This window comes from Amycolatopsis minnesotensis (assembly GCF_039529815.1).
Classification (GTDB): domain Bacteria; phylum Actinomycetota; class Actinomycetes; order Mycobacteriales; family Pseudonocardiaceae; genus Amycolatopsis; species Amycolatopsis minnesotensis.
Window position 1 is genome coordinate 218988 of sequence record NZ_BAAANN010000002.1, and the last position, 18535, is coordinate 237522.

Genomic DNA, 18535 nt, shown 5'->3' on the forward strand with positions numbered 1-18535 from the left:
GCGTGCCCTTACACCTGTTCGACACCGCGACCCGAAGCGTGCGGGAGTTCCACCCCGCCCGGAGCGGAACGGCGTCGATGTACGTGTGCGGGGCGACCGTGCAGGGCGTGCCGCACATCGGGCACGTCAGGGGCGCGCTGAACTACGACGTGCTCCGCCGCTGGCTCGTCCACAGTGGACTGGACGTGCTGCTGGTCAGGAACGTCACCGATATCGACGACAAGATCCTGGCCAAGGCCGCCGGCGCGGGCAGGCCGTGGTGGGAATGGGCGGCGACGCACGAGCGGGCCTTCGAGTCGGCGTACGAAACGCTCGGCTGCCTGCCGCCGTCCATCGCGCCGCGCGCCACCGGGCACGTCACCCAGATGATCGAACTCATGCAGCGCCTCATCGACGGCGGGCACGCCTACGCGGCGGGCGGTGACGTCTACTTCTCGGTGAAGTCCTTCGACGGCTACGGCTCGCTGTCCGGGCAGAAGCTCGACGACGTCCAGCAGGGCGAGACGCTGGCGGAGGGCAAGCGGGACGCGCGCGACTTCACGCTGTGGAAGGCCGCCAAGCCGGGCGAGCCCTCGTGGCCGACCCCGTGGGGTCCCGGCAGGCCCGGCTGGCACCTCGAATGCTCCGCGATGGCGACCAGCTACCTCGGCGCCGAGTTCGACATCCACGGCGGCGGCGTCGACCTGGTGTTCCCGCACCACGAGAACGAGCGCGCGCAGTCGAACGCGGCAGGTGACGGGTTCGCCCGGTTCTGGCTGCACAACGCGTGGGTGACGCTGTCCGGCGAGAAGATGTCGAAATCGCTCGGCAACACCGTGTCGATCCCGGCGATGCTGGAGAACTACCGCGCGGTCGAACTGCGCGCGTACCTGATCCAGCCGCACTACCGATCCACCATCGAATACTCGGACGGCGCGCTCGCCGAGGCCGCGCAGGGGTTCCAGCGCCTGGAAGGCTTCCTCCGCCGCGTCGGCACCGCCGCCGGAGAAGTCCACATCGGACAGGTCAAACCGGAGTTCGCGGCCGCGCTCGACGACGACCTCGCCACCCCGCAGGCGTTCGCCGTGATGCACAACACCGTCCGCGAGGGCAACACGGCGCTCGATTCGGGCGATGAAAAGGGGGCGCTCGAGCTGGCGGCGTCGGTGCGCGCGATGACCGACGTGCTCGGGCTCGACCCGCTTTCGGCGGCGTGGGCGGACAGCTCGGCCGCCGAGACACCCGCCCGCCAAGCCCTTGCCGACCTGGTGGCGGGGCTGCTCGAACAGCGCCAGAAGGCTCGCGCCGAGAAGGACTTCGCCAGGGCGGACGCCGCCCGCGACAGTCTCGCGAACGCGGGCATCGCGGTCGAGGACACCCCCAACGGTCCGGTGTGGACGCTCAAGGACCACAACTAGCAGTCAGGACGCTCAACCATGGCAGGCAACTCCCGGCGGCAGGGCGCGATCCGCAAGCCCGGCACGAAGAAGGGGCAGGTCGTCGGCTCCGGCGGCCAGCGCCGCAAGGGCCTCGAAGGCAAGGGCCCGACGCCGCGTGCCGACCAGCGGCCTGGGCACCCCGCGCAGCGCAAGGCGGCCGCGGCCTCCCGCGCGGCGGACAAGAAGAACAAGAAGAAGGCCGACAGCCCCGAACTGATCGCGGGCCGCAACCCGGTGGTCGAAGCGCTGCGCGCCGACGTGCCCGCGACCGCGCTGTACGTCGCGCTCAACATCGACGCGGACGACCGGGTCACCGAGGCCGTCCGGATCGCCGCGGACAAGGGCATCTCGATACTGGAGATCCCGCGCGAGGAGCTGGACCGCAAGACGAACCGGGCCATGCACCAGGGCCTCGGCCTGCAGGTTCCGCCGTTCGAGTACGCGCACCCCGATGACCTGATGCGGGTGGCCGCCGAATCCGGCACCGCGCCGCTGCTCGTCGCGCTCGACGGCGTGACCGACCCCCGCAACCTCGGCGCGGTGATCCGGTCCGCGGCCGCGTTCGGCGCGCACGGCGTGCTGCTGCCCGAGCGCCGCAGCGCCGGGATGACCGCGGTCGCGTGGCGGACCAGCGCGGGAACGGCGGCGAAGCTGCCCGTGGCGATGGCCACCAACCTCACCCGCCAGCTCAAGGCGTGGGCGGCCGAGGGCCTGATGATCGTCGGCCTCGACGCCGACGGCTCCGTCGACATCGACTCGCTCGACCTGGCCACCGACCCGCTGGTCATCGTGCTCGGCTCCGAGGGGCGCGGCCTGTCCAGGCTCGTCCGCGAAACCTGCGACGCCACCGTTTCGATCCCGATGTCGGCCGGTGTCGAGTCGCTGAACGCCTCGGTCGCGGCCGGTGTGCTGCTCGCCGAGGTCGCCAGGCGCCGTCGCGCCGCCGGCCGGGTCTAGGAGTCTTGGCCCGGCCGGAACGCTCCCCGGGTTAGGGTCTTTCCGATCGGAACCCGGGGGGCCAGCAAGCGATGTCGTTCATCTCGCCACTGTTCCTGTGGTACTTCATGCCCGCGGTGCTGTTCGCCGTGCTGGTGTGCCCGCGGAGCTGGCGCAACGGCATCATCGCGATCGCGAGCCTGTTGTTCTACGCGATCGGCGCCGGCGCGTTCACGCTGCTCCTGCTGGGCTGCATGGTCGTCAACTTCGCGGCCGGGATGGCGCTCGAACCCAACGACTGGGACACCCGGCCGGGGCGCAAGCGCGGGCTGCTGATCGGGGTCATCGCCGTCGACGTCGGCGTGCTGGTGATCTGGAAGTACGCCGGGTTCGCCACGCAGCAGATCGCCGCTTTCGCACACCTGCTCGGCGGTGACTTCCCGATCACACACCTCGCGCTGCCGATCGGGATCTCGTTCTACACCTTCCACCACATTTCGTACGTGGTGGACATCTACCGCGGCGAACGGCGCGCGCTGCGCAACCCGGTGTCGTTCGCGACCTACATCGCGATGTTCCCGCAGCTCGTCGCGGGCCCCATCGTGCGGTACCGCGAGATCGCCGACCAGCTCCCGCAGCAGCGGTCGCACCGGCTCGACGACATCGCCGCCGGTTTCCCGCGGTTCGCGCTCGGGCTGTGCAAGAAGACGATCATCGCCGACACGCTGGCGCCGATGGTCGACGCCTGTTTCGCGACCCCGTCGAACGAGATGACCTTCGGCGTCGCCTGGCTCGGCGCCGTCGGCTACACGCTGCAGCTGTTCTTCGACTTCTCCGGCTACTCCGACATGGCGATCGGGCTCGGCCGCATGCTCGGCTTCCGGCTGCCGGAGAACTTCGCGCGGCCGTACTCGTCGATCACCATCACCGAGTTCTGGCGGCGCTGGCACATGTCGCTTTCGCGCTGGTTCCGGGACTACGTCTACATCCCGCTCGGCGGCAACCGGAACGGCGTCGGCAAGACCTACCGGAACCTGTGCATCGTGTTCGTGCTGACCGGGTTCTGGCACGGCGCGAACTGGACCTACCTGGTGTGGGGCCTCTTCCACGGCGCGCTGCTGATCATCGAACGCGCCTTCGGCCACGACCGGGACCCGGCGGGCCAGTACGCCCGCATCGCGCGTCGCGTGCTCACCCTGGTGCTGGTCGTGTTCGGCTGGGTGATCTTCAAGTCCGCCGACCTGCCGCGCGCGCTCGCGATGATCGGGCACATGCTGCTGCCGGACTTCTCCGGGCTGACCGACGTCGTCGAGACGGCGCTGACCAACCAGCGCCTCATCTTCCTCCTGGCCGCACTGGTCGTGTTCTTCCTGCCCGCGCACCCGGTGACCGGGCCGATGCTGGAATCCTCGCGCACGCGGCAGGCGAACGGGCTGCGGATCGGCGTGATGACGGCGGGCCTGCTCTACGCCGCCGTCCTGATCGCGAACGGCACTTTCAGCCCATTCCTGTACTACCAGTTCTGATCGGCGTTATCAGTTCACGGATGTCTGTTGGCGGGAAAACGTTTGAACAGGTAGTAGCCGACCGTTTTTCCCTTGATCGCGACGTTCTGCCCCGAGGGCATGGATTTGTCGCGGCTTTCCTGGCCCTGTTCGACGAACACGAACGAGCCGTTGACGAGGTCCCAGCCCTCCCTGCACACCGAGTTGAGGATGTCCAGGGGATCGCTCGTGCTCTGGGTGGTGGTACCGCCCACCATCATGACGATGATGGCTTGCTGGAACACGTGATCCTTCCTGGCGAAGGCGGCACGGGCACGACCGGCCGGCGACATTTCGAAGGCTCTGCGCTCCTGTTCGACGCGTTCGCGTTCCTTCTGTTCCTCGGCCGCGCGTTTTCGCGCCTCCGCCTCGCGCCGCAGAACTGCCTGGCGTTCCGCGTCGGCTTTCAGCTCTTCGGCCGTCTTCTTCTTGAGCAGGGACATGTCGCGTCTCCGTCCGGCAGCATTTGCTTTCCTGCGGAGGTCGGGCTCTTTCGAGTTACGCCGTGCCGGGTCCCGGTTCGGAAACGGTGTCGCCTCAGCGGTTGTGGAGGTAGGCGAGTACCGCGAGGACGCGGCGGTTCGTGTCCGCGCCCGCTTCGATCGCGAGCTTGCCGAACAGGCTCGTGGTGTGCTTGCTGATCGCGCCCTCGCTGAGCGAAAGGCGCTGCGCGACCGCGGCGTTCGACAGGCCCTGCGCCATCAGGCCCAGCACTTCCCGCTCGCGCTCGGTCAGCGAAGCGAGCGGGTCGTCTCGCCGGGTGTCCGCCAGCAGGGTCGCGATCACCTTCGGGTCCATCGCCGTGCCGCCGCCGGCGACCCTGCGCGCCGCGTCCACGAACTGCTCGGCGTTGAACACGCGGTCCTTCAGCAGATACCCCACCGCCCCGACCCCGTCGGCCAGCAGTTCGCGGGCATAAAGCTGTTCGACGTGTTGCGAGAGCACGAGCACCGGCAGCCCCGGCCGCTCCCGTCGCGCGGCGAGTGCGACCTTGAGGCCTTCGTCGGTAAAAGTGGGTGGCAGCCGCACGTCGACCACGGCCAGGTCCGGGTTCCGCTCGGCGAGTGCGTTCGCGAGCTCGGGACCGCTCGCGACGGCGGCGGCGATCTCGAAGCCGTGTTCCTCCAGCAGAAGGGTCAGGCCTTCTCGGAGGAGGTACAGGTCCTCGGCGAGGACAACGCGCACGGAATCTCCATCGTCACCATGGTCGGGCCGCCCGGCGGGCTGGTCAGCGTGAAACTACCGTCGAAGGCGGCGAGTCTCCGTTCGATCCCGCGCAGACCGGAACCCGCGGCCACGTCCGCCCCGCCGCACCCGTCGTCCAGCACGACGATCCGCAAGCGCTCCCGCGCGAACGCCAGGTCTACCCACACCTTGGTCGCGCCCGCGTGCTTGGTGACGTTCGTCAGCAGCTCGGCGATCGCGAAGTAGGCGGCCGACTCGACCGCGGCCGCCACCCGTCCTGGCAGGTCTATCTGCGTTTCGCGGGCTAATCGTTGTTCGAGGACGAGCGCCCGCACCGCGTCGCCGAGGCCGCGTTCGGACAGCACCGGCGGGAGGATCCCGTGGACGAGGTCCCGCAGTTCCCGCACTGCCAGCGCCGTGGACTCGCGAGCTTTGAGCAGCAGTTCCTTGGCGCGATCCGGATCGCGGTCGAATGCCCGTTCGGCGGCACCGATCGTCATGCCGACGCCGATCAGCCTGGCCTGCGCACCGTCGTGCAGGTCCCGCTCGATCCGGCGCACCTCCCGCGCCTCCGATTCGAGTGCCTCGGACCTGGTCTCCTCGAGCTGGTGAAGGCGCACTGTCGTCCTCGTCGGGGACAGCAGCACCTTGGTCCACTTCGCGTGCACCCGCAGCAACGCGGGTGCGGTCGCGATGCCCACCGCCGCCACCACGAAGCAGGCCGCCACCAGCAACACTCGTAAACCCCAGCCGGCTATCCCGAACCACCAGCCGCTGACCGGGATCACGGCACCGGCCAGTGCCACCGGGGTCAGCACGGCGGGAAGGAGAATGACCCCGCCGACGAGCGGTTCGAGCAGCATCCACGCGGAATCCCGGTAGGTCGCGGGATCGCTGATGAGCCACTTCCACAACGCACGGAAGCCGGCCGATTCGCGCAGCTGCCGGTACGGGCGGTCGATGCGCACCCCCGACCAGGAAGCGAACCGGCGGGTGAGGTCCGGCCACCAGCGCCTCGTCAGGATGGCCGGGATCCCGAGCAACGGCCCGGTGAGCAGGACGCAGAGCACCGAGACCACCAGCAGGATGAAGCCGGCGAATGCCAGCACGAACTGCGCGGCCGCACGGACCATGGCCAGCGGATACACCCAGACGGTCATGCCACCCCCTTTTTCCGGTTCGCCCCACTCTGGCCGTGCCGGGCTGGCGGCGCACTGCTCCCTGCCCCACACCAGGGTGGGTCCAGGCCCACCCTCGGTCAACGCGGCAATTCGATCGCGCGTCCCCGGCGGCCCTGGCACGGTGTCGCGATGGTCGACCAAGCCTTTTCCGACCCCGGACTCGCCGAGGTCTACGACTCGCTCCACCCGTGGTACAGCCGCGACGACCTGGCCTTCTACCTGCCGCTCGTACTGGAAGCGAGCGCGGTGCTCGACGTCGGTTGTGGCACGGGCGCGTTGCTTCACCGTGCGAGGGAGGCCGGGCATTCCGGGCGGTTGTGCGGGCTCGACCCCGCCGACGGCATGCTCGCCCGGGCGCGGAACCGTGCCGATATCGAGTGGGTGCTCGGTGATCTCTCTTCCGTCTCCTGGGAGCGTGCGTTCGACCTCGTGGTCATGACGGGGCACGCACTGCAGGTGTTCCTGACCGATCGGGACCTGGCCGGTGCGCTCGCGAAGATCCGCCGCGCCCTGATCGCGGGAGGACGTTTTGCCTGCGAAACGCGCAATCCGGCCGCGCGGGCCTGGGAGGGGTGGGTTCCCGGGAACGCCGTCGAGGTGGTCACGGCCGACGGAACCACGGTGCGCGCGGCGCACCAGGTGCAGGCCCGGTGGGGCGACCTGGTCCGGTTCACTACGACATTCAGCTCGCCGAAGTGGGCCGGGCCACGGCGGAGCGAGAGCACCCTGCGGTTCCTGGACGCGGACTCGCTGGCCGACGCCTTCGCCGAGGCAGGCCTGCGGATCGACGAGCAGTTCGGCGACTGGAACCGGGGACCACTCACCGCCACGAGCCCGGAGATCATCACGATCGCCCGCGCGACCCCTTACCCGGCGGGGGACATTTAGCGGGCTAAACGTCGCCGGCTGCTTACGTCTTCCAGCGGCGGAAACCGGCTTCGGCGTCGATCACGCGGCCGGTGATGGTGGCCGCGTCGTCGCTGAGCAGCAGCGCGACGACACCGGCGGCTTCGGCGGGCGAGTTCCAGGCCCCGTGGCAGGGCGCGGCCGACGCTCCGGATGAGGCCGTCGCTCGCCCACCCGGTGTCGGTCGGGCCGGGATTCACGCAGTTGACCGTGACCCTGCTCGGCCAGCGCGTCGGAGAGGGTCAGCGTGAGCTGGTGGAGCGCGCCCTTACTCGTGGCGTACGGGATTTCCCCCGCCATCGGCGCGAGGTGCTGGCCGAGGTGAACAGCACGACTCGGCCCGGCGGAGCGCCAGGACGATACTGCTTCGCAAACGCTTGCACCAGCAACAACGTCGCTCGCACGTTGACCGCCCAGACCAGGTCGAGTTCCGGCGCGGTCAGTTCGGGGAGGGTCGCCACCGAGCTACGAGCGTGTCGAGCGGACCGAAAGCCGATACGGCCCGCCGCACGAGATCGGCGAGTACCTCGTCGATCGGGTCGGCGCCCCAAGGCTCGGTCTCGTCGTAGGGCGACCACGACCGGGCGAAGACGCGGTGCTTGTCGCTGAGCAGGCGGCGCGCAATCGCGGCCCCGATGCCCTTGCGCCCGCTGACGCCGGTGACCAGTGCTGTTCGAGTCACTTCCGCTGACCGTAGGACTTCAGCTTGTCCACCACCAGTTCGATCTCGGCGGGCGGCAGCAGGTTCGGCACACCCGCCGACCGCGCCAGCAGCCACAGCTGGCAGAGCCATTCGAGCTGCTGCGCCCGCGAATAGGCCGCGCCGAGGTCGGCGCCGTAGGTCACCGTCCCGTGGTTCGCCAACAGGCAGCCCCGGCGGCCCTCGATCGCTTCCAGCATCGAAGTCGCCAAGTCGTCGGTGCCGAAGGTGGCATACCTCGCCACCCGCGCTGACGGTCCGATCGTGGCGAGCATGTAGTGCACCGGCGGCACTTCGTCGACCACAGTGGACACCGCGGTGGCGTGCACCGAATGCGTGTGCACCACGGCGGACACCGGCGCCCCGTCCGGGTCGCTGGCGTCCCGGTAGAGGGCGAGGTGCATCGGCATCTCGCTGGTCGGTTTCAGTACACCGTCCACAAGGGACCCGTCGAGGGACACCACCGGGATGTCCTCCGGGGCGAGGTCGGCGTAGTCGACACCGCTCGGCGTCATCGCGACCAGTTCGCCTGCCCGCGCCGACACATTCCCCGACGTGCCCACCACGAGGCCGTCCGAGGTCATCCGTCGCGCGTACTCGCAGACGGCCGCGCGCTCCTCGCCCAGCAGCACCTACAACCTCCACAGTCCGCGCGCCGCGGCGAGCGACGCCTGGTAGTCCGCGTACCCCTGCCGCCGATAGAACTCGGCGTTCTCCGGTACCACCTCGACAGTACGCGCATGACTCGCCCATTCCGCTGCGTCGAACGGAGCCCCGAGTGCCTCCGCGGCGACGAGGACGGCCCCGCGCGCACCGACGCCGGGATCACTGGGGATCACGATCGGGGTGCCGAGCACGTCGGCGAAGATCTGGGTCCATTCGGCCGAGCGGACACCACCGCCACAGGCGTACAGCGTGCCGTCGAGACCGGCTGCTTCGAAGCAGTGCCTCGCCGCGTAAGCGATCGACTCGCACAGCGCCCGAACCAGCTCGGCGCGGTCGCTTTCCAAGCTCAGCCCGGAAAACTGGGCCCGCGCGGACGCGTCGACGAACGGCGCGCGCTCACCGGAGTTGGACAGGAACGGCAACGCGCGGACACCCCCGGCGCCGGGTTCGCTCGACGCGAGCAGCGGCCCGATTTCGGCGACCCCGATGCCGAGCAGCTTGCACGCCCAGTCGATGCTCGCCGTGCCGACCATCGCGGGCATGGCGCGCAGGAACTCGCCCTCGGCCGGCGTGCACAGGAACATCCCGGCCGGCTCGCCTTCGCGGTCGAACTCGGGGCTGCGGGTGAGCACCTGGCACGCGAGCGTGGTGCCCGCGGTGAGTATCCCGTCGCCGGGGCGGCGCACGCCGGCGCCGATCGCGCTCGCCGGGAGGTCGAACGGCCCCGCGGTGACCGGCAGGCCCTCGGGAAGGCCGAGCAGCGCCGCACCGCTCTTGTCCAGCCGGAACACTGCTTTCGGCGGCGACGGCTCGGCGAACAGCGAGCGCCGGTGCCCGAGCCCGCACGCCTCGATCGCGTCCTCGTCGTACCGGCGGGTGGCCGGATCGAGGAAGGGCAACGACGCGTCGGACACGTCGACCGTGATCTCACCGGTGAGCCGCTGGACGACCGCGTCGACGCAGTAGCCCGCGACGGCGGCCCGGTCCAGCGCCTCCGGCTCATTCTTGTCCAAAAAGGACAGAATGGCCGCCGCGCACCCGGGGAACATGCCCGACCCGGTGCGGCGGAACACTTCCCTGGCGACCCCGTCGGCCTGCCACTTGGCGAGCAGTGAATTCGCCCTGCCGTCGAGCCACGAGATCGCCGGACGGACGGCGCCTCCCTCGGCATCGCGCAACCACACGCCGTCACCCTGGCCGGTGAGCGCGAGCGCGGTGACCGGCCGGTCGAGCTGGCTCGCCACCTCGCGCACCACGGTGGTGACGGTGTCCATCACCTGGTCGAGATCCTGCTCGACCAGCCCGCCCGGCAGGTGGTGGACCTCGGACGGCGTGCAGGCCTGCGCGATCGATACGCCCGCGGAGTCGAAGACGACCGCCTTCGTCAGCGAGGTCCCGATGTCGACGCCGATGATCATGGGTTCGCCACGTTCGCCAGCTGCTCGCCGCGGGCGTACCGGCCCACCTCGGCGGCGACGATCCGGGCGGCGCGCTCCGCGGTCTGGCGGCTGGCGCCCGCGAGGTGCGGGGTGGCGATCACGTTCGGCGCATCGCGCAGCGCCCAGTCCGCGGGCGGCGGCTCGATGTCGTACACGTCCAGCGCGAGCGCGCCGAGCCGCCCGGAGCGCAGCAGATCCGGCAGCGGCGCGTAGTCGAGGAGGCCGCCGCGCGCCGAGTTCACCAGCACCGCGCCGTGCGGCAACAGGGCGAGCTTGTCCGCGTTGATCAGGTGCTTGGTCTCTTCGGTGAGCCTGGCGTGCAGGCTGACGACGAAGCTGCGGCGCATCAGCTCGTCCAGTTCGACGAGTTCGGCGCCGTCGGCGGCGATGCGCGCGGGGTCGGCGAACGGGTCGGACACCAGCACCTCGGCCCCGAACGCGTGCAAGACCTTCGACACCTTCGCGCCGATCGCGCCGTAGCCGACCAGGCCGACCGTGGTGCCGTCCAGCTCGACCCCGGTCTGCGCGTAAGCGTAGTAGTCGCCGCGCCAGGTGCCTGCCAGCAGTTCGGCGGACGAGGTGGAGATGCGCCGCATCGACGCGAGGATCATGCCGATCGCGAACTCGGCGGCGGCGGTCGCGTTGCGGCCTGGCGCGTAGGTGACCGTGACGCCCGCTTCGGTCGCGGCGGCGAGGTCGACGTTCACCGGCCCGCCGCGGCACACCGACACCAGCTTCAGCCCGGGCGCGGCCGCGAACACGGCCTTGGTGAACGGCGCCATCTGGGTCACCGCCACTTCGGCGCCCACGATCGCGTCGATCACCTGCTGCTCGGTGCCGCTGGCCTCGTGCACGCCTGCCACCGGCCCGAACGGCTCCACCGGCCACGGCAGCGCGAGCTCGGCGAACTCCGCGCCGGGCACCTGCGCCGCCACCTCCTTCTTCAGCAGCTCGGTCCCGACGAATTCGTCTCCCGCAGCGAGTACCCGCACTCCAGTTCCTCTCTGAACTAGCTGGCCAAGTGAGTCTGTTCGTAGTCGGTGATGTGCGCGACCTTGGACGCGCTCGCGGACTCCGGGTCGAACTCGTACCCGAGCCATTCGGTCACGATCTTCTTCGCCAGCTCCGGTCCGATCACCCGGGCGCCGAAGGTGATGATCTGGCAGTTGTTCGACTTGACGGACCGTTCCGCCGAGTACGAGTCGTGCGCGACGGTCGCGCGGACGCCGGGCACCTTGTTCGCGGAGATCGCGACGCCGATCCCGGTTCCGCACACGAGCACGCCGCGATCGGCTTCGCCCCGCGCGATCTGCTCGGCGGCGGCGAGTCCGAGCACCGGGTAGGCGCGGTCGTCCCCGGCGTCGGCGACACCGAGATCGGTCACCTCGGTGACCCGCTCGTCCGCCTTCAGCAGGTCACGCACCTGGTTCTTGAGGTCCACTCCCGCGTTGTCCGCGGCAACCACGATCCGCATCAGGCCGATTCCTTTCCGAGTGCTTCACCGATCGCCGTCACGATGAGCGCGAACGAAGTCGCGCCCGGATCGGCGTGCCCCTTGCTCCGCTCCGCGAGCCGCGCCGCCCTTCCCTTGGCAGGCACCAGGTTCGCGGTGTCCTGCGCGGCCGCCGTGGCGACCTTCGCGGCAGCGCGCCAGCCGTCCGCGACGCTCGCGCCCGCCTCGGCCTGCTCTCGCAGCGCACCGCGGAACGGCTCGATCGCGTCGAGCATGGTCTTGTCGCCCGGCTCGGCCTTGCCGAGTTCGACGAAGGCGCGCGCCGCACCGTCGACGGCGTCCGCGAACGCGGGCAGCGTGATGGTGTCGAGCCTGCGCAGGCCCGCACCGGTTTCGGCCAGCAGCACGCCGTAGAGGGCACCGGAAGCCCCGCCCGCCGCGTCCGCGAGTGCGGTACCTGCGGCGAGCAAGGTCGCGGAAACCCCTTCGCCGTCGCGTTCCGCCGCCCGCGCTGCCGAGACCGCGGCGCGCATGCCGCGGGTGATCCCGAGGCCGTGGTCACCGTCGGCCGCGACGGCGTCGAGCCTGCCGAGTTCGGCTTCGTTCTCCTCGACGCTCTCGAGCGCGGCGGTCAGTGCCTTGTCCACGATTCCGTCGCCCGGCGGGATCTCCGCCAGCAGTTCATCCACAGTGGACTCCAGCTCGACCTGCCGCAGCGGCGCGCCGGTGCTCCGGTACCCGGGTGTGTCGCACGGTGCCGCGTACAGCTCGGCCAGCTCGTCGTCGAGCACCAGCACCGACAGCGAAACGCCCGCCATGTCCAGCGAGGTGACGAACTCGCCCACCTCGGTGTGCAGCGGGCTGAGACCGGCGGCGGCGAGCCGCTCGTGAACCCGGGTGTAGGTGACGAACATTTCCTCGTACTTGGTCCGGCCCAAGCCGTTGAGCAGCACCGCGATCCGGCCGTCGCCCGCGGGCAGTTCGGGCAGCAGGCCGTCGACCAGCGCGTCGGCCAGTTCGGTGGCGGAGAGCCGCTCGACCGTGCGGACGCCGGGCTCGCCGTGGATGCCGAGGCCGAGTTCCATCTCACCGTCGCCGACGGTGAACAGCGGCTCCGGCGCACCGGGCAGCGTGCAACCACCGAAGGCCACGCCGAACGTCCTGGTGGCCGCGTTCGCCTTCGCGGCCGCCGCGTGCACTGCCGCGAGATCGTCACCGCGTTCGGCGGCCGCGCCGGCGATCTTGAAGACCAGGAAGTCGCCCGCGACGCCGCGCCTGCGCTCCGGGTTCTCGGCCGGGCCGCTCGCGATGTCGTCGGTGACCAGGATCGTGCGGCTCTCGATGCCTTCGGCGGCGAGCCTGCGCGCGGCGAGGCCGAAGTGCAGCACGTCGCCCTGGTAGTTGCCGTAACCGAAGAGGACACCGGCGCCGCCTTCCGCGGCGCGCGCGGTGCGGTAGACCTGCTCCGCGCTGGGGCTGGTGAACACGTCACCCACCACGGCACCCGTGGCGAGCCCCGGCCCGACGAGCCCGGCGAAGGCCGGGTAATGCCCGCAGCCACCGCCGATGACCACGGCGACCTTCCCCGCGCGCGGGGCTTCGCGGGCGATCACGCCGTACGCGTCCGGCACCTTGCGGACCGTGCGCCCGTACGCGGTCACGAAGCCGTCCACCCAGTCGCGCTTGAAGGTCTCGGCCGTGCCCAGTGTGGTCATCGGGCCGCCTCCGCCGGTTCACCCGCCAGGTAGCCGAGGAGCTTGCGGCGGACGTCGTCGTTGTCTTCGGCGACGGCGGCGGCCAGCTCGAGGGCATCCGGCTTCGGCGGGTAGGTGGGGTTGGGCAGTGCGATCACGGTCAGCCCCGCGGCGGCGGCGGCCCTGATCCCGTTGCTGGAGTCCTCGACACCGAGGCACTGCTCGCCGCCGAAACCGAGGCGGGAGGCGGCCTCGAGGTAGACATCGGGGCTCGGCTTGCCCTTCGCGACCTCGGCACTCGAGACCGTGGCGCTGAACTCGCCGGTGAGATCGTGCGTCGCGAGCACCGCGTCGATCACGCGGCGCGCCGCCGAGGACGCGAGCGCGACCGGCACCTTGGCGCTGACCTCGCGCACCATCGGGCCCGCACCGGGGAGCAACGGGGCTTCGCCCGCCTCAATGGCAGCGATCATGCCGTCGACCACGGCGCGCTCGACCTCCTCGACGGTCTCGCTCGTACCACTGCGATCGGCGAGGTAGGCGGCCCATTCGGGGGCGCTCATGCCCTGCACCGTCGAGGTGTCCCCGGCGGTCCACTCGACCTGGTGCCTTGCCGCGTACGCGACCCAGTTCTCTTCCCAGAGGTGCTCGCTCTCGACGAGTACCCCGTCCAGATCGAACACGACCGCGGCGAGCGCCATGACATCCCCTTTCACATCGTTGATGTTAAGTTAACACGGTCGACGCGATATGTCAGCGGGCTCGTGAGAAGATTGCTCCGATCAGGGAGGCACCGTGGGAACGCGACTGTTGGTGACCAGGCACGGCCAGACCGAGTGGCACGCGGAGAACAGGTACGCCGGCACGAGCGAGGTAGCGTTGACGCCGACCGGCGTCGACCAGGCGCGCGCGCTCGCCGAGCACGTGGCGAAGCTGCCGCGCCGCCCGGTCGCGCTCTACTGCTCGCCGCAGGATCGCGCCCGCCGCACCGCCGCACCCGCCGCCGACCTGCTCGGACTCACCCCGCGAATCGTGCCGGGCCTGCGCGAGGTCCACTTCGGACTCGCCGAGGGGCGCACGCTCGACGAGGTCCGCGCCGAGCGGCCGGAACTCGTCGACGCCTTTCTCGCGGACCCGGTGAGCGGCGCGTTCCCCGACGCCGAGCCGCCCGAGGAAGCCGCGGACCGCGGCGCCGCCGCGCTGCGCGAGATCGCCGCGGCCGAGCACGACGGCCCCGTGCTGGTGGTCGCGCACAACACGCTCATCCGGCTCACCCTGTGCCGCCTGCTCGGCATCCCGCCACGCACCTACCGCACGGTGTTCCCGCGCCTGGAGAACGCCGCGCTCACCGAACTCGTCGTCCGCGGCGAGCACACCGGCATGGTGCGGTTCAACCAGCCCACCACGCGCAATACTTGAACCATGACGAGCGAGACATCGGCCCCCGGCAGCGCGAGGTCGCGCGGCGAGCGGCAGCAGAAGATCGCCGACTTCGTCGTCGCACGGGGTTCCGCTTCGATGACCGACCTGGTGGACTTCACCGGGGTCAGCCACATGACCGTGCACCGCGACGTCGACGAACTGGTCCGCCGGGGCCTGCTGCGGAAGTTCCGGGGCGGCGTGTCCGCCCAGCCGTCCACGGTGTTCGAGAGCAACGCCGAATACCGCCTGAACGCCCACGTCGACGCGAAGGCCGCGATCGCGAAGAAGGCGGTCGAGCTGGTCGAACCCGGGATGTCGCTGCTGCTCGACGACTCGACGAGCGCACTGGCGCTGGCCAAGCTGCTGCCCGAACTGGCCCCGCTGACCGTGGCCACGAACTACTTGCGCACCATCGAGGTGCTCAAGAACGTCGAGGGCATCCGCCTGATCTGCATCGGCGGCGACTACTCGAGCACCCACGACTCGTTCCTCGGCATGCCGTGCCTCGAAGCCGTCGAACGGCTCAGCGTCGACATGACCTTCGTGTCCACCTCCGCGATGAACGTCGACCTCACCTACCACCAGGAACCCGAGATCGTGATGGTCAAGCGGGCCATGCTGGCCAGCGCGGAGACCAAGGTCCTCCTGATGGACTCCAGCAAGATGCCGCGGCCCGCACTGCACCGGCTGGCGCCACTGGCCGACTACGAACGGCTCGTCGTCGACTCGGACGTGCCGAAGACGCTGGTCGAAGAGCTGCGCGGCCGGACGCGCGTCGACATCGCGTACTCGTAACATCCGCCGACTTTCACATCACATCTTGCGCGTGAAGTTAACACGGTCCATGATACGTCGAGGTAGACGTCATGGAGGCGTGCATGAACGACACGACAACATCGCGGTTGTCCGGGCAGAGCCCGTTCGCTAAGCGGCTGAACGGCTGGGGCCTGCCCGCGCCGCTGTTCCTCGGCTATCTGGGCCTGCTGCTGTTCATGATCGGCGACGGGGTCGAGTCCGGCTTCATCGCGCCGTACATGGCCAGCAACGGCGCGGGCACCGAGATCAAGGCTTCCTACGTGATCACCGTGTACGGCGTCGCGGTGATGCTCGCGTCCTGGCTGTCCGGAGCGCTGTCCGACCTGTGGGGGCCGCGCCGGGTGATGATGATCGGCCTCGCCATCTGGGTCGTGTTCGACATCCTGTTCCTCGCGGTCGCCGTCGGCGGGCACAACTACGCGCTCATGCTGGTGTTCTACGGCATCCGCGGCTTCGGCTACCCGATGTTCGCGTTCGGCTTCCTCGTCTGGATCACCGCCGTCGCCCCGGTCGCGAGGCTCGGTGCGGCCGTCGGCTGGTTCTACTTCGCCTTCACCGGTGGCCTGCCGACCCTCGGCGCGCTCGTCGCCAGCGTCACGAACCCGATCATGGGCCACTACGGCACGCTGTGGATCTCCGTCGCGCTGCTGCTGCTCGGCGGGCTGATCGCGATTCTCGGCGTCCGCCAGCGCACCGGCTTCCAGCGGCTCGCGCCACCCGAGGTCAAACCGGTGCAGGGCCTGATGTCCAGCGTGTCCATCGCGTGGAAGAAACCCCGGGTCGGCATCGGCATGATCGTGCGCGTCATCAACACCGCACCCGAGTTCGGCATGCTCGTGTTCTTCCCGACGATCTTCATCAACCAGATCGGGTTCGGGGAAAGCAGGTGGCTGCTGCTCGTGTCGGTCATCTACGGCACGAACATCTTCTTCAACCTCATCTTCGGCATGCTCAGCGACCGGATCGGCTGGCGCACCACGATCTTCTGGTTCGGCGCCATCGGCTGTGCGATCTCGATCGTGCTGCTCTACTTCGTGCCGCTCGCGATGGGCGCGGACTACTACTGGCTCGCACTGCTCGTCGGCGCGCTCTACGGTGCGACGCTCGCCGGGTTCGTGCCGATCTCGGCATTGCTTCCGTCGCTCGCGCCCGAGCACAAGGGTGGTGCGATGGCGCTGCTCAACCTCGGCGCCGGCGCGGCCGCGTTCGTCGGGCCCGCGATCGTCAGCCTCTTCCTCGGCCCGGCGGGTGCCGCGGGCGTGGTCATCATCTTCGCCGCGCTGTACCTGGTGGCCGCCGTGCTGGTCCGATTCCTGAAGCTGCCGGAGGAAACCGAGCGGGCGATCGCCGAAGACGCAAGCCTGCAGGAGGTGGCGAAGACGACCGTCTAGCTCGGTAGGGTGCGGGAGATGAGCACGGAGTTTCGCCGGGCCTCACCGGCCGATCACCCGAAGATCTCCGAAGCCATCCAGACGTGGTGGCGCGACTCCCGCACCCCCGAACAGGCTCGCGAGCTGTCGCTGATGATCCCGCGGGTGTTCCTCGAACACTTCTCGGGCACGAGCACGATCGTGACCGACAGCGACGGGCTCGCCGGGTTCCTGGTCGGTTTCCTTTCCCAGGACCACACCGACGCGGCCTACATCCACTTCGTCGGCGTGCGCCCCGATCTTCGCGGCCACGGTCTCGCGCGCAAGCTCTACGAGGACTTCTTCGCCACCGTCCGCGCCGCCGATCGCACCGTCGTGCGCGCGGTCACGTCCCCTCGCAACACCAACTCGATCGCGTTCCACCGTCACCTCGGCTTCGCAGTGCTCGATCCCGGGGAGGGTGACATCGAACAACTCGCCCGCATGGCGCGCACGCTGGGCTGACCGCCGGGCGATACGGTGCGCGGCGGGATGTCGCGGACGTGCGGGAGGCGGAGTGCAGGGTCTGATCGCGGATCTTGCCGCGCACTGGCAGGTGTACGCGACCATGCCGGTCATCGCCGCCCTGATCGGGTACGTCACCAAGCGCGTCGCGATCGAGATGATGTTCCAGCCCGTCGAGTTCGTCGGCATCAAGCCCTTCCTCGGCTGGCAGGGCGTTTTGCCCGCGAATGCCGAGCGGATGGCCACCACTGCCACCGACATGCTGACGACCAACCTGGTCGATCCGAAGGAGATCTTCTCGCGGCTCGACCCGGAGCAGCTCGCGAAGGAAATCGAAGAGCCGCTGCTGCGCGTCGTCGAGGACGTCACCCGTGAGGTGATGGAGCAGTACCAGCCCAGACTGTGGGAAGTGCTGCCGAACGGCGCGCAGCAGCTGCTGCTCAGGCGCGTGCAGACCGAGGCGCCGAAGGCGATCGCGAAGATCATGCGCGACATCGCGGGCAACATCGACGACGTGCTCGACCTCAAGCACATGGTCGTCACGAACCTGGTGCGGGACAAGGCACTGCTCAACCGGCTCATCCGGGACATCTCCCGGCCGGAGATGCGGTTCATCGCCAGGTCCGGGATCGTGTTCGGCTTCTACCTCGGCTGCGTGCAGCTCCTCGTGTGGGCGCTGACGAAGTCGCCCATCGTGCTCCCGCTCTTCGGGATCGGGATCGGCTGGCTCACCGACTGGCTCGCCCTGAAGATGATCTTCCTGCCCCGGGAGCCACGCCAGTTCTTCGGCTTCTACACCTGGCAGGGCGTGTTCCAGAAGCGCCGGAACCAGGTCGCCGCGGACTACGGCGACATGATCGCGCGCGAGATCATCACCATCCCGAACCTCCTCGAGGAAGTGCTGCGCGGCCCCAAGTCCGACCGGTTGTTCCAGATGATCACCCGCGAGGTGCAGCGCACCATCGACGCTCAGGCCAGCATCGTGAAACCGTTCGTCGCCGTGGCCGTCGGCTCGCGGAAGTTCCAGGAGATGAAGCAGACCGCGGCGAAGAAGGCGGCCGAGCGCGTCCCCGAGACGATCCGGCACGCGGAGGGGTACGCGATCAACGCGCTCGACGTCCGCAACACCGTCGTGGACCGGATGCGCAAGCTCACCCCGCTCGAGTTCGAACAGCTGCTCCGGCCCGCCTTCCGGCAGGACGAATGGAAGCTCATCGCGGTCGGCGCGGTCATCGGCGGCCTCGTCGGTGAGCTACAGGTACTCCTGCTGCTGCACTGAGCCACCAAACCGATACCGTTCG

Annotated in this window: 18 protein-coding genes and 1 pseudogene; 9 read left to right on the forward strand and 10 right to left on the reverse strand. The window is 69.6% G+C overall.

From position 1 onward, the window contains the following. Window positions 1–2 precede the first annotated feature (2 nt). The 3 genes from cysS (at window position 3) to ABD256_RS03150 (ending at window position 3880) form a co-directional block, all read left to right on the forward strand. Complete coding sequence (gene cysS, locus ABD256_RS03140; RefSeq protein ID WP_344413146.1) at window positions 3–1397, forward strand: cysteine--tRNA ligase; 1395 nt, start codon at window positions 3–5, stop codon at window positions 1395–1397. An 18-nt stretch (window positions 1398–1415) separates the two neighbouring features. Continuing rightward, the gene (gene rlmB, locus ABD256_RS03145; RefSeq protein WP_344413148.1) at window positions 1416–2375 is read left to right on the forward strand and encodes a 23S rRNA (guanosine(2251)-2'-O)-methyltransferase RlmB; all 960 of its coding nucleotides are present in this window, start codon (window positions 1416–1418) and stop codon (window positions 2373–2375) included. Window positions 2376–2446: 71 nt separating this feature from the next. Then, window positions 2447–3880, forward strand: a complete 1434-nt coding sequence (locus ABD256_RS03150) for an MBOAT family O-acyltransferase (RefSeq protein ID WP_344413150.1) — start codon at window positions 2447–2449, stop codon at window positions 3878–3880. 14 nt (window positions 3881–3894) lie between these two features. Here ABD256_RS03150 and ABD256_RS03155 read toward each other — a convergent pair whose 3' ends face one another. The 3 genes from ABD256_RS03155 to ABD256_RS03165 form a co-directional block, all read right to left on the reverse strand. After that, complete coding sequence (locus ABD256_RS03155; RefSeq protein ID WP_344413152.1) at window positions 3895–4341, reverse strand: hypothetical protein; 447 nt, start codon at window positions 4339–4341, stop codon at window positions 3895–3897. A 94-nt stretch (window positions 4342–4435) separates the two neighbouring features. After that, window positions 4436–5083 (reverse strand): response regulator transcription factor, encoded by a 648-nt coding sequence (locus tag ABD256_RS03160; protein WP_344413154.1) that lies wholly within the window; start codon window positions 5081–5083, stop codon window positions 4436–4438. Next, the gene (locus ABD256_RS03165; protein WP_344413156.1) at window positions 5035–6243 is read right to left on the reverse strand and encodes a sensor histidine kinase; all 1209 of its coding nucleotides are present in this window, start codon (window positions 6241–6243) and stop codon (window positions 5035–5037) included. The genes ABD256_RS03160 and ABD256_RS03165 overlap by 49 nt, the downstream gene beginning before the upstream one ends. A gap of 150 nt (window positions 6244–6393) precedes the next feature. Between ABD256_RS03165 and ABD256_RS03170 the strand changes: the two genes are divergently transcribed. Next, on the forward strand, window positions 6394–7152 hold the full coding sequence (locus ABD256_RS03170) for a class I SAM-dependent methyltransferase (RefSeq protein WP_344413158.1): 759 nt from the start codon (window positions 6394–6396) through the stop codon (window positions 7150–7152). Between the two features lie 22 nt (window positions 7153–7174). Here the strand turns inward: ABD256_RS03170 and ABD256_RS03175 are convergent. The 7 genes and pseudogenes from ABD256_RS03175 to ABD256_RS03205 form a co-directional block, all read right to left on the reverse strand. Beyond that, window positions 7175–7852: pseudogene (locus ABD256_RS03175) on the reverse strand (SDR family oxidoreductase). Beyond that, complete coding sequence (locus ABD256_RS03180) at window positions 7849–8502, reverse strand: class II aldolase/adducin family protein (RefSeq protein ID WP_344413160.1); 654 nt, start codon at window positions 8500–8502, stop codon at window positions 7849–7851. Before ABD256_RS03180 ends, ABD256_RS03175 begins: the two are co-directional and overlap by 4 nt. Continuing rightward, a complete protein-coding gene (locus ABD256_RS03185) occupies window positions 8503–9954 on the reverse strand; it encodes an FGGY family carbohydrate kinase (protein ID WP_344413162.1) in 1452 nt (483 codons plus the stop codon). Further along, the gene (locus ABD256_RS03190) at window positions 9951–10967 is read right to left on the reverse strand and encodes a 2-hydroxyacid dehydrogenase (protein WP_344413164.1); all 1017 of its coding nucleotides are present in this window, start codon (window positions 10965–10967) and stop codon (window positions 9951–9953) included. The genes ABD256_RS03185 and ABD256_RS03190 overlap by 4 nt, the downstream gene beginning before the upstream one ends. A 17-nt stretch (window positions 10968–10984) precedes the next feature. Then, window positions 10985–11449: a ribose-5-phosphate isomerase gene (locus tag ABD256_RS03195; protein ID WP_344413166.1), complete on the reverse strand. Its 465-nt coding sequence runs from the start codon at window positions 11447–11449 to the stop codon at window positions 10985–10987. Further along, the gene (locus tag ABD256_RS03200; RefSeq protein WP_344413168.1) at window positions 11449–13143 is read right to left on the reverse strand and encodes a dihydroxyacetone kinase family protein; all 1695 of its coding nucleotides are present in this window, start codon (window positions 13141–13143) and stop codon (window positions 11449–11451) included. Before ABD256_RS03200 ends, ABD256_RS03195 begins: the two co-directional genes overlap by 1 nt. Further along, window positions 13140–13823, reverse strand: a complete 684-nt coding sequence (locus ABD256_RS03205; RefSeq protein ID WP_344413483.1) for an HAD family hydrolase — start codon at window positions 13821–13823, stop codon at window positions 13140–13142. The genes ABD256_RS03200 and ABD256_RS03205 overlap by 4 nt, the downstream gene beginning before the upstream one ends. Before the next feature lie 94 nt (window positions 13824–13917). On the opposite strand from ABD256_RS03205, the gene ABD256_RS03210 reads away from it, so the two are divergent. The 5 genes from ABD256_RS03210 (at window position 13918) to ABD256_RS03230 (ending at window position 18513) form a co-directional block, all read left to right on the forward strand. Then, the gene (locus ABD256_RS03210; protein ID WP_344413170.1) at window positions 13918–14541 is read left to right on the forward strand and encodes a histidine phosphatase family protein; all 624 of its coding nucleotides are present in this window, start codon (window positions 13918–13920) and stop codon (window positions 14539–14541) included. 3 nt (window positions 14542–14544) lie between these two features. Beyond that, window positions 14545–15339 carry a DeoR/GlpR family DNA-binding transcription regulator gene (locus tag ABD256_RS03215; protein ID WP_344413172.1) on the forward strand — a complete coding sequence of 265 codons (795 nt, stop codon included), beginning with the start codon at window positions 14545–14547 and terminating at the stop codon, window positions 15337–15339. Window positions 15340–15422: 83 nt separating this feature from the next. Continuing rightward, entirely contained in the window at window positions 15423–16751 is a 1329-nt protein-coding gene (locus ABD256_RS03220) for an MFS transporter (RefSeq protein ID WP_344413174.1), read from the forward strand. An 18-nt stretch (window positions 16752–16769) separates the two neighbouring features. Further along, complete coding sequence (locus tag ABD256_RS03225) at window positions 16770–17234, forward strand: GNAT family N-acetyltransferase (protein ID WP_344413176.1); 465 nt, start codon at window positions 16770–16772, stop codon at window positions 17232–17234. Window positions 17235–17286: 52 nt separating this feature from the next. Next, window positions 17287–18513 carry a DUF445 family protein gene (locus ABD256_RS03230; protein WP_425546368.1) on the forward strand — a complete coding sequence of 409 codons (1227 nt, stop codon included), beginning with the start codon at window positions 17287–17289 and terminating at the stop codon, window positions 18511–18513. Window positions 18514–18535: the final 22 nt, after the last annotated feature.

What these genes read in the sequence shown, in the direction of transcription:
- ABD256_RS03170 (WP_344413158.1), top strand. Translation starts at nt 6,394, where the DNA reads ATGGTCGACCAAGCCTTTTCCGACCCCGGACTCGCCGAGGTCTACGAC.
- ABD256_RS03225 (WP_344413176.1), top strand. Translation starts at nt 16,770, where the DNA reads ATGAGCACGGAGTTTCGCCGGGCCTCACCGGCCGATCACCCGAAGATC.
- ABD256_RS03150 (WP_344413150.1), top strand. Translation starts at nt 2,447, where the DNA reads ATGTCGTTCATCTCGCCACTGTTCCTGTGGTACTTCATGCCCGCGGTG.
- ABD256_RS03205 (WP_344413483.1), bottom strand. Translation starts at nt 13,823, where the DNA reads ATGGCGCTCGCCGCGGTCGTGTTCGATCTGGACGGGGTACTCGTCGAG.
- ABD256_RS03200 (WP_344413168.1), bottom strand. Translation starts at nt 13,143, where the DNA reads ATGACCACACTGGGCACGGCCGAGACCTTCAAGCGCGACTGGGTGGAC.
- rlmB (WP_344413148.1), top strand. Translation starts at nt 1,416, where the DNA reads ATGGCAGGCAACTCCCGGCGGCAGGGCGCGATCCGCAAGCCCGGCACG.
- ABD256_RS03155 (WP_344413152.1), bottom strand. Translation starts at nt 4,341, where the DNA reads ATGTCCCTGCTCAAGAAGAAGACGGCCGAAGAGCTGAAAGCCGACGCG.
- ABD256_RS03215 (WP_344413172.1), top strand. Translation starts at nt 14,545, where the DNA reads ATGACGAGCGAGACATCGGCCCCCGGCAGCGCGAGGTCGCGCGGCGAG.
- ABD256_RS03220 (WP_344413174.1), top strand. Translation starts at nt 15,423, where the DNA reads ATGAACGACACGACAACATCGCGGTTGTCCGGGCAGAGCCCGTTCGCT.
- ABD256_RS03185 (WP_344413162.1), bottom strand. Translation starts at nt 9,954, where the DNA reads ATGATCATCGGCGTCGACATCGGGACCTCGCTGACGAAGGCGGTCGTC.
- ABD256_RS03195 (WP_344413166.1), bottom strand. Translation starts at nt 11,449, where the DNA reads ATGCGGATCGTGGTTGCCGCGGACAACGCGGGAGTGGACCTCAAGAAC.
- ABD256_RS03165 (WP_344413156.1), bottom strand. Translation starts at nt 6,243, where the DNA reads ATGACCGTCTGGGTGTATCCGCTGGCCATGGTCCGTGCGGCCGCGCAG.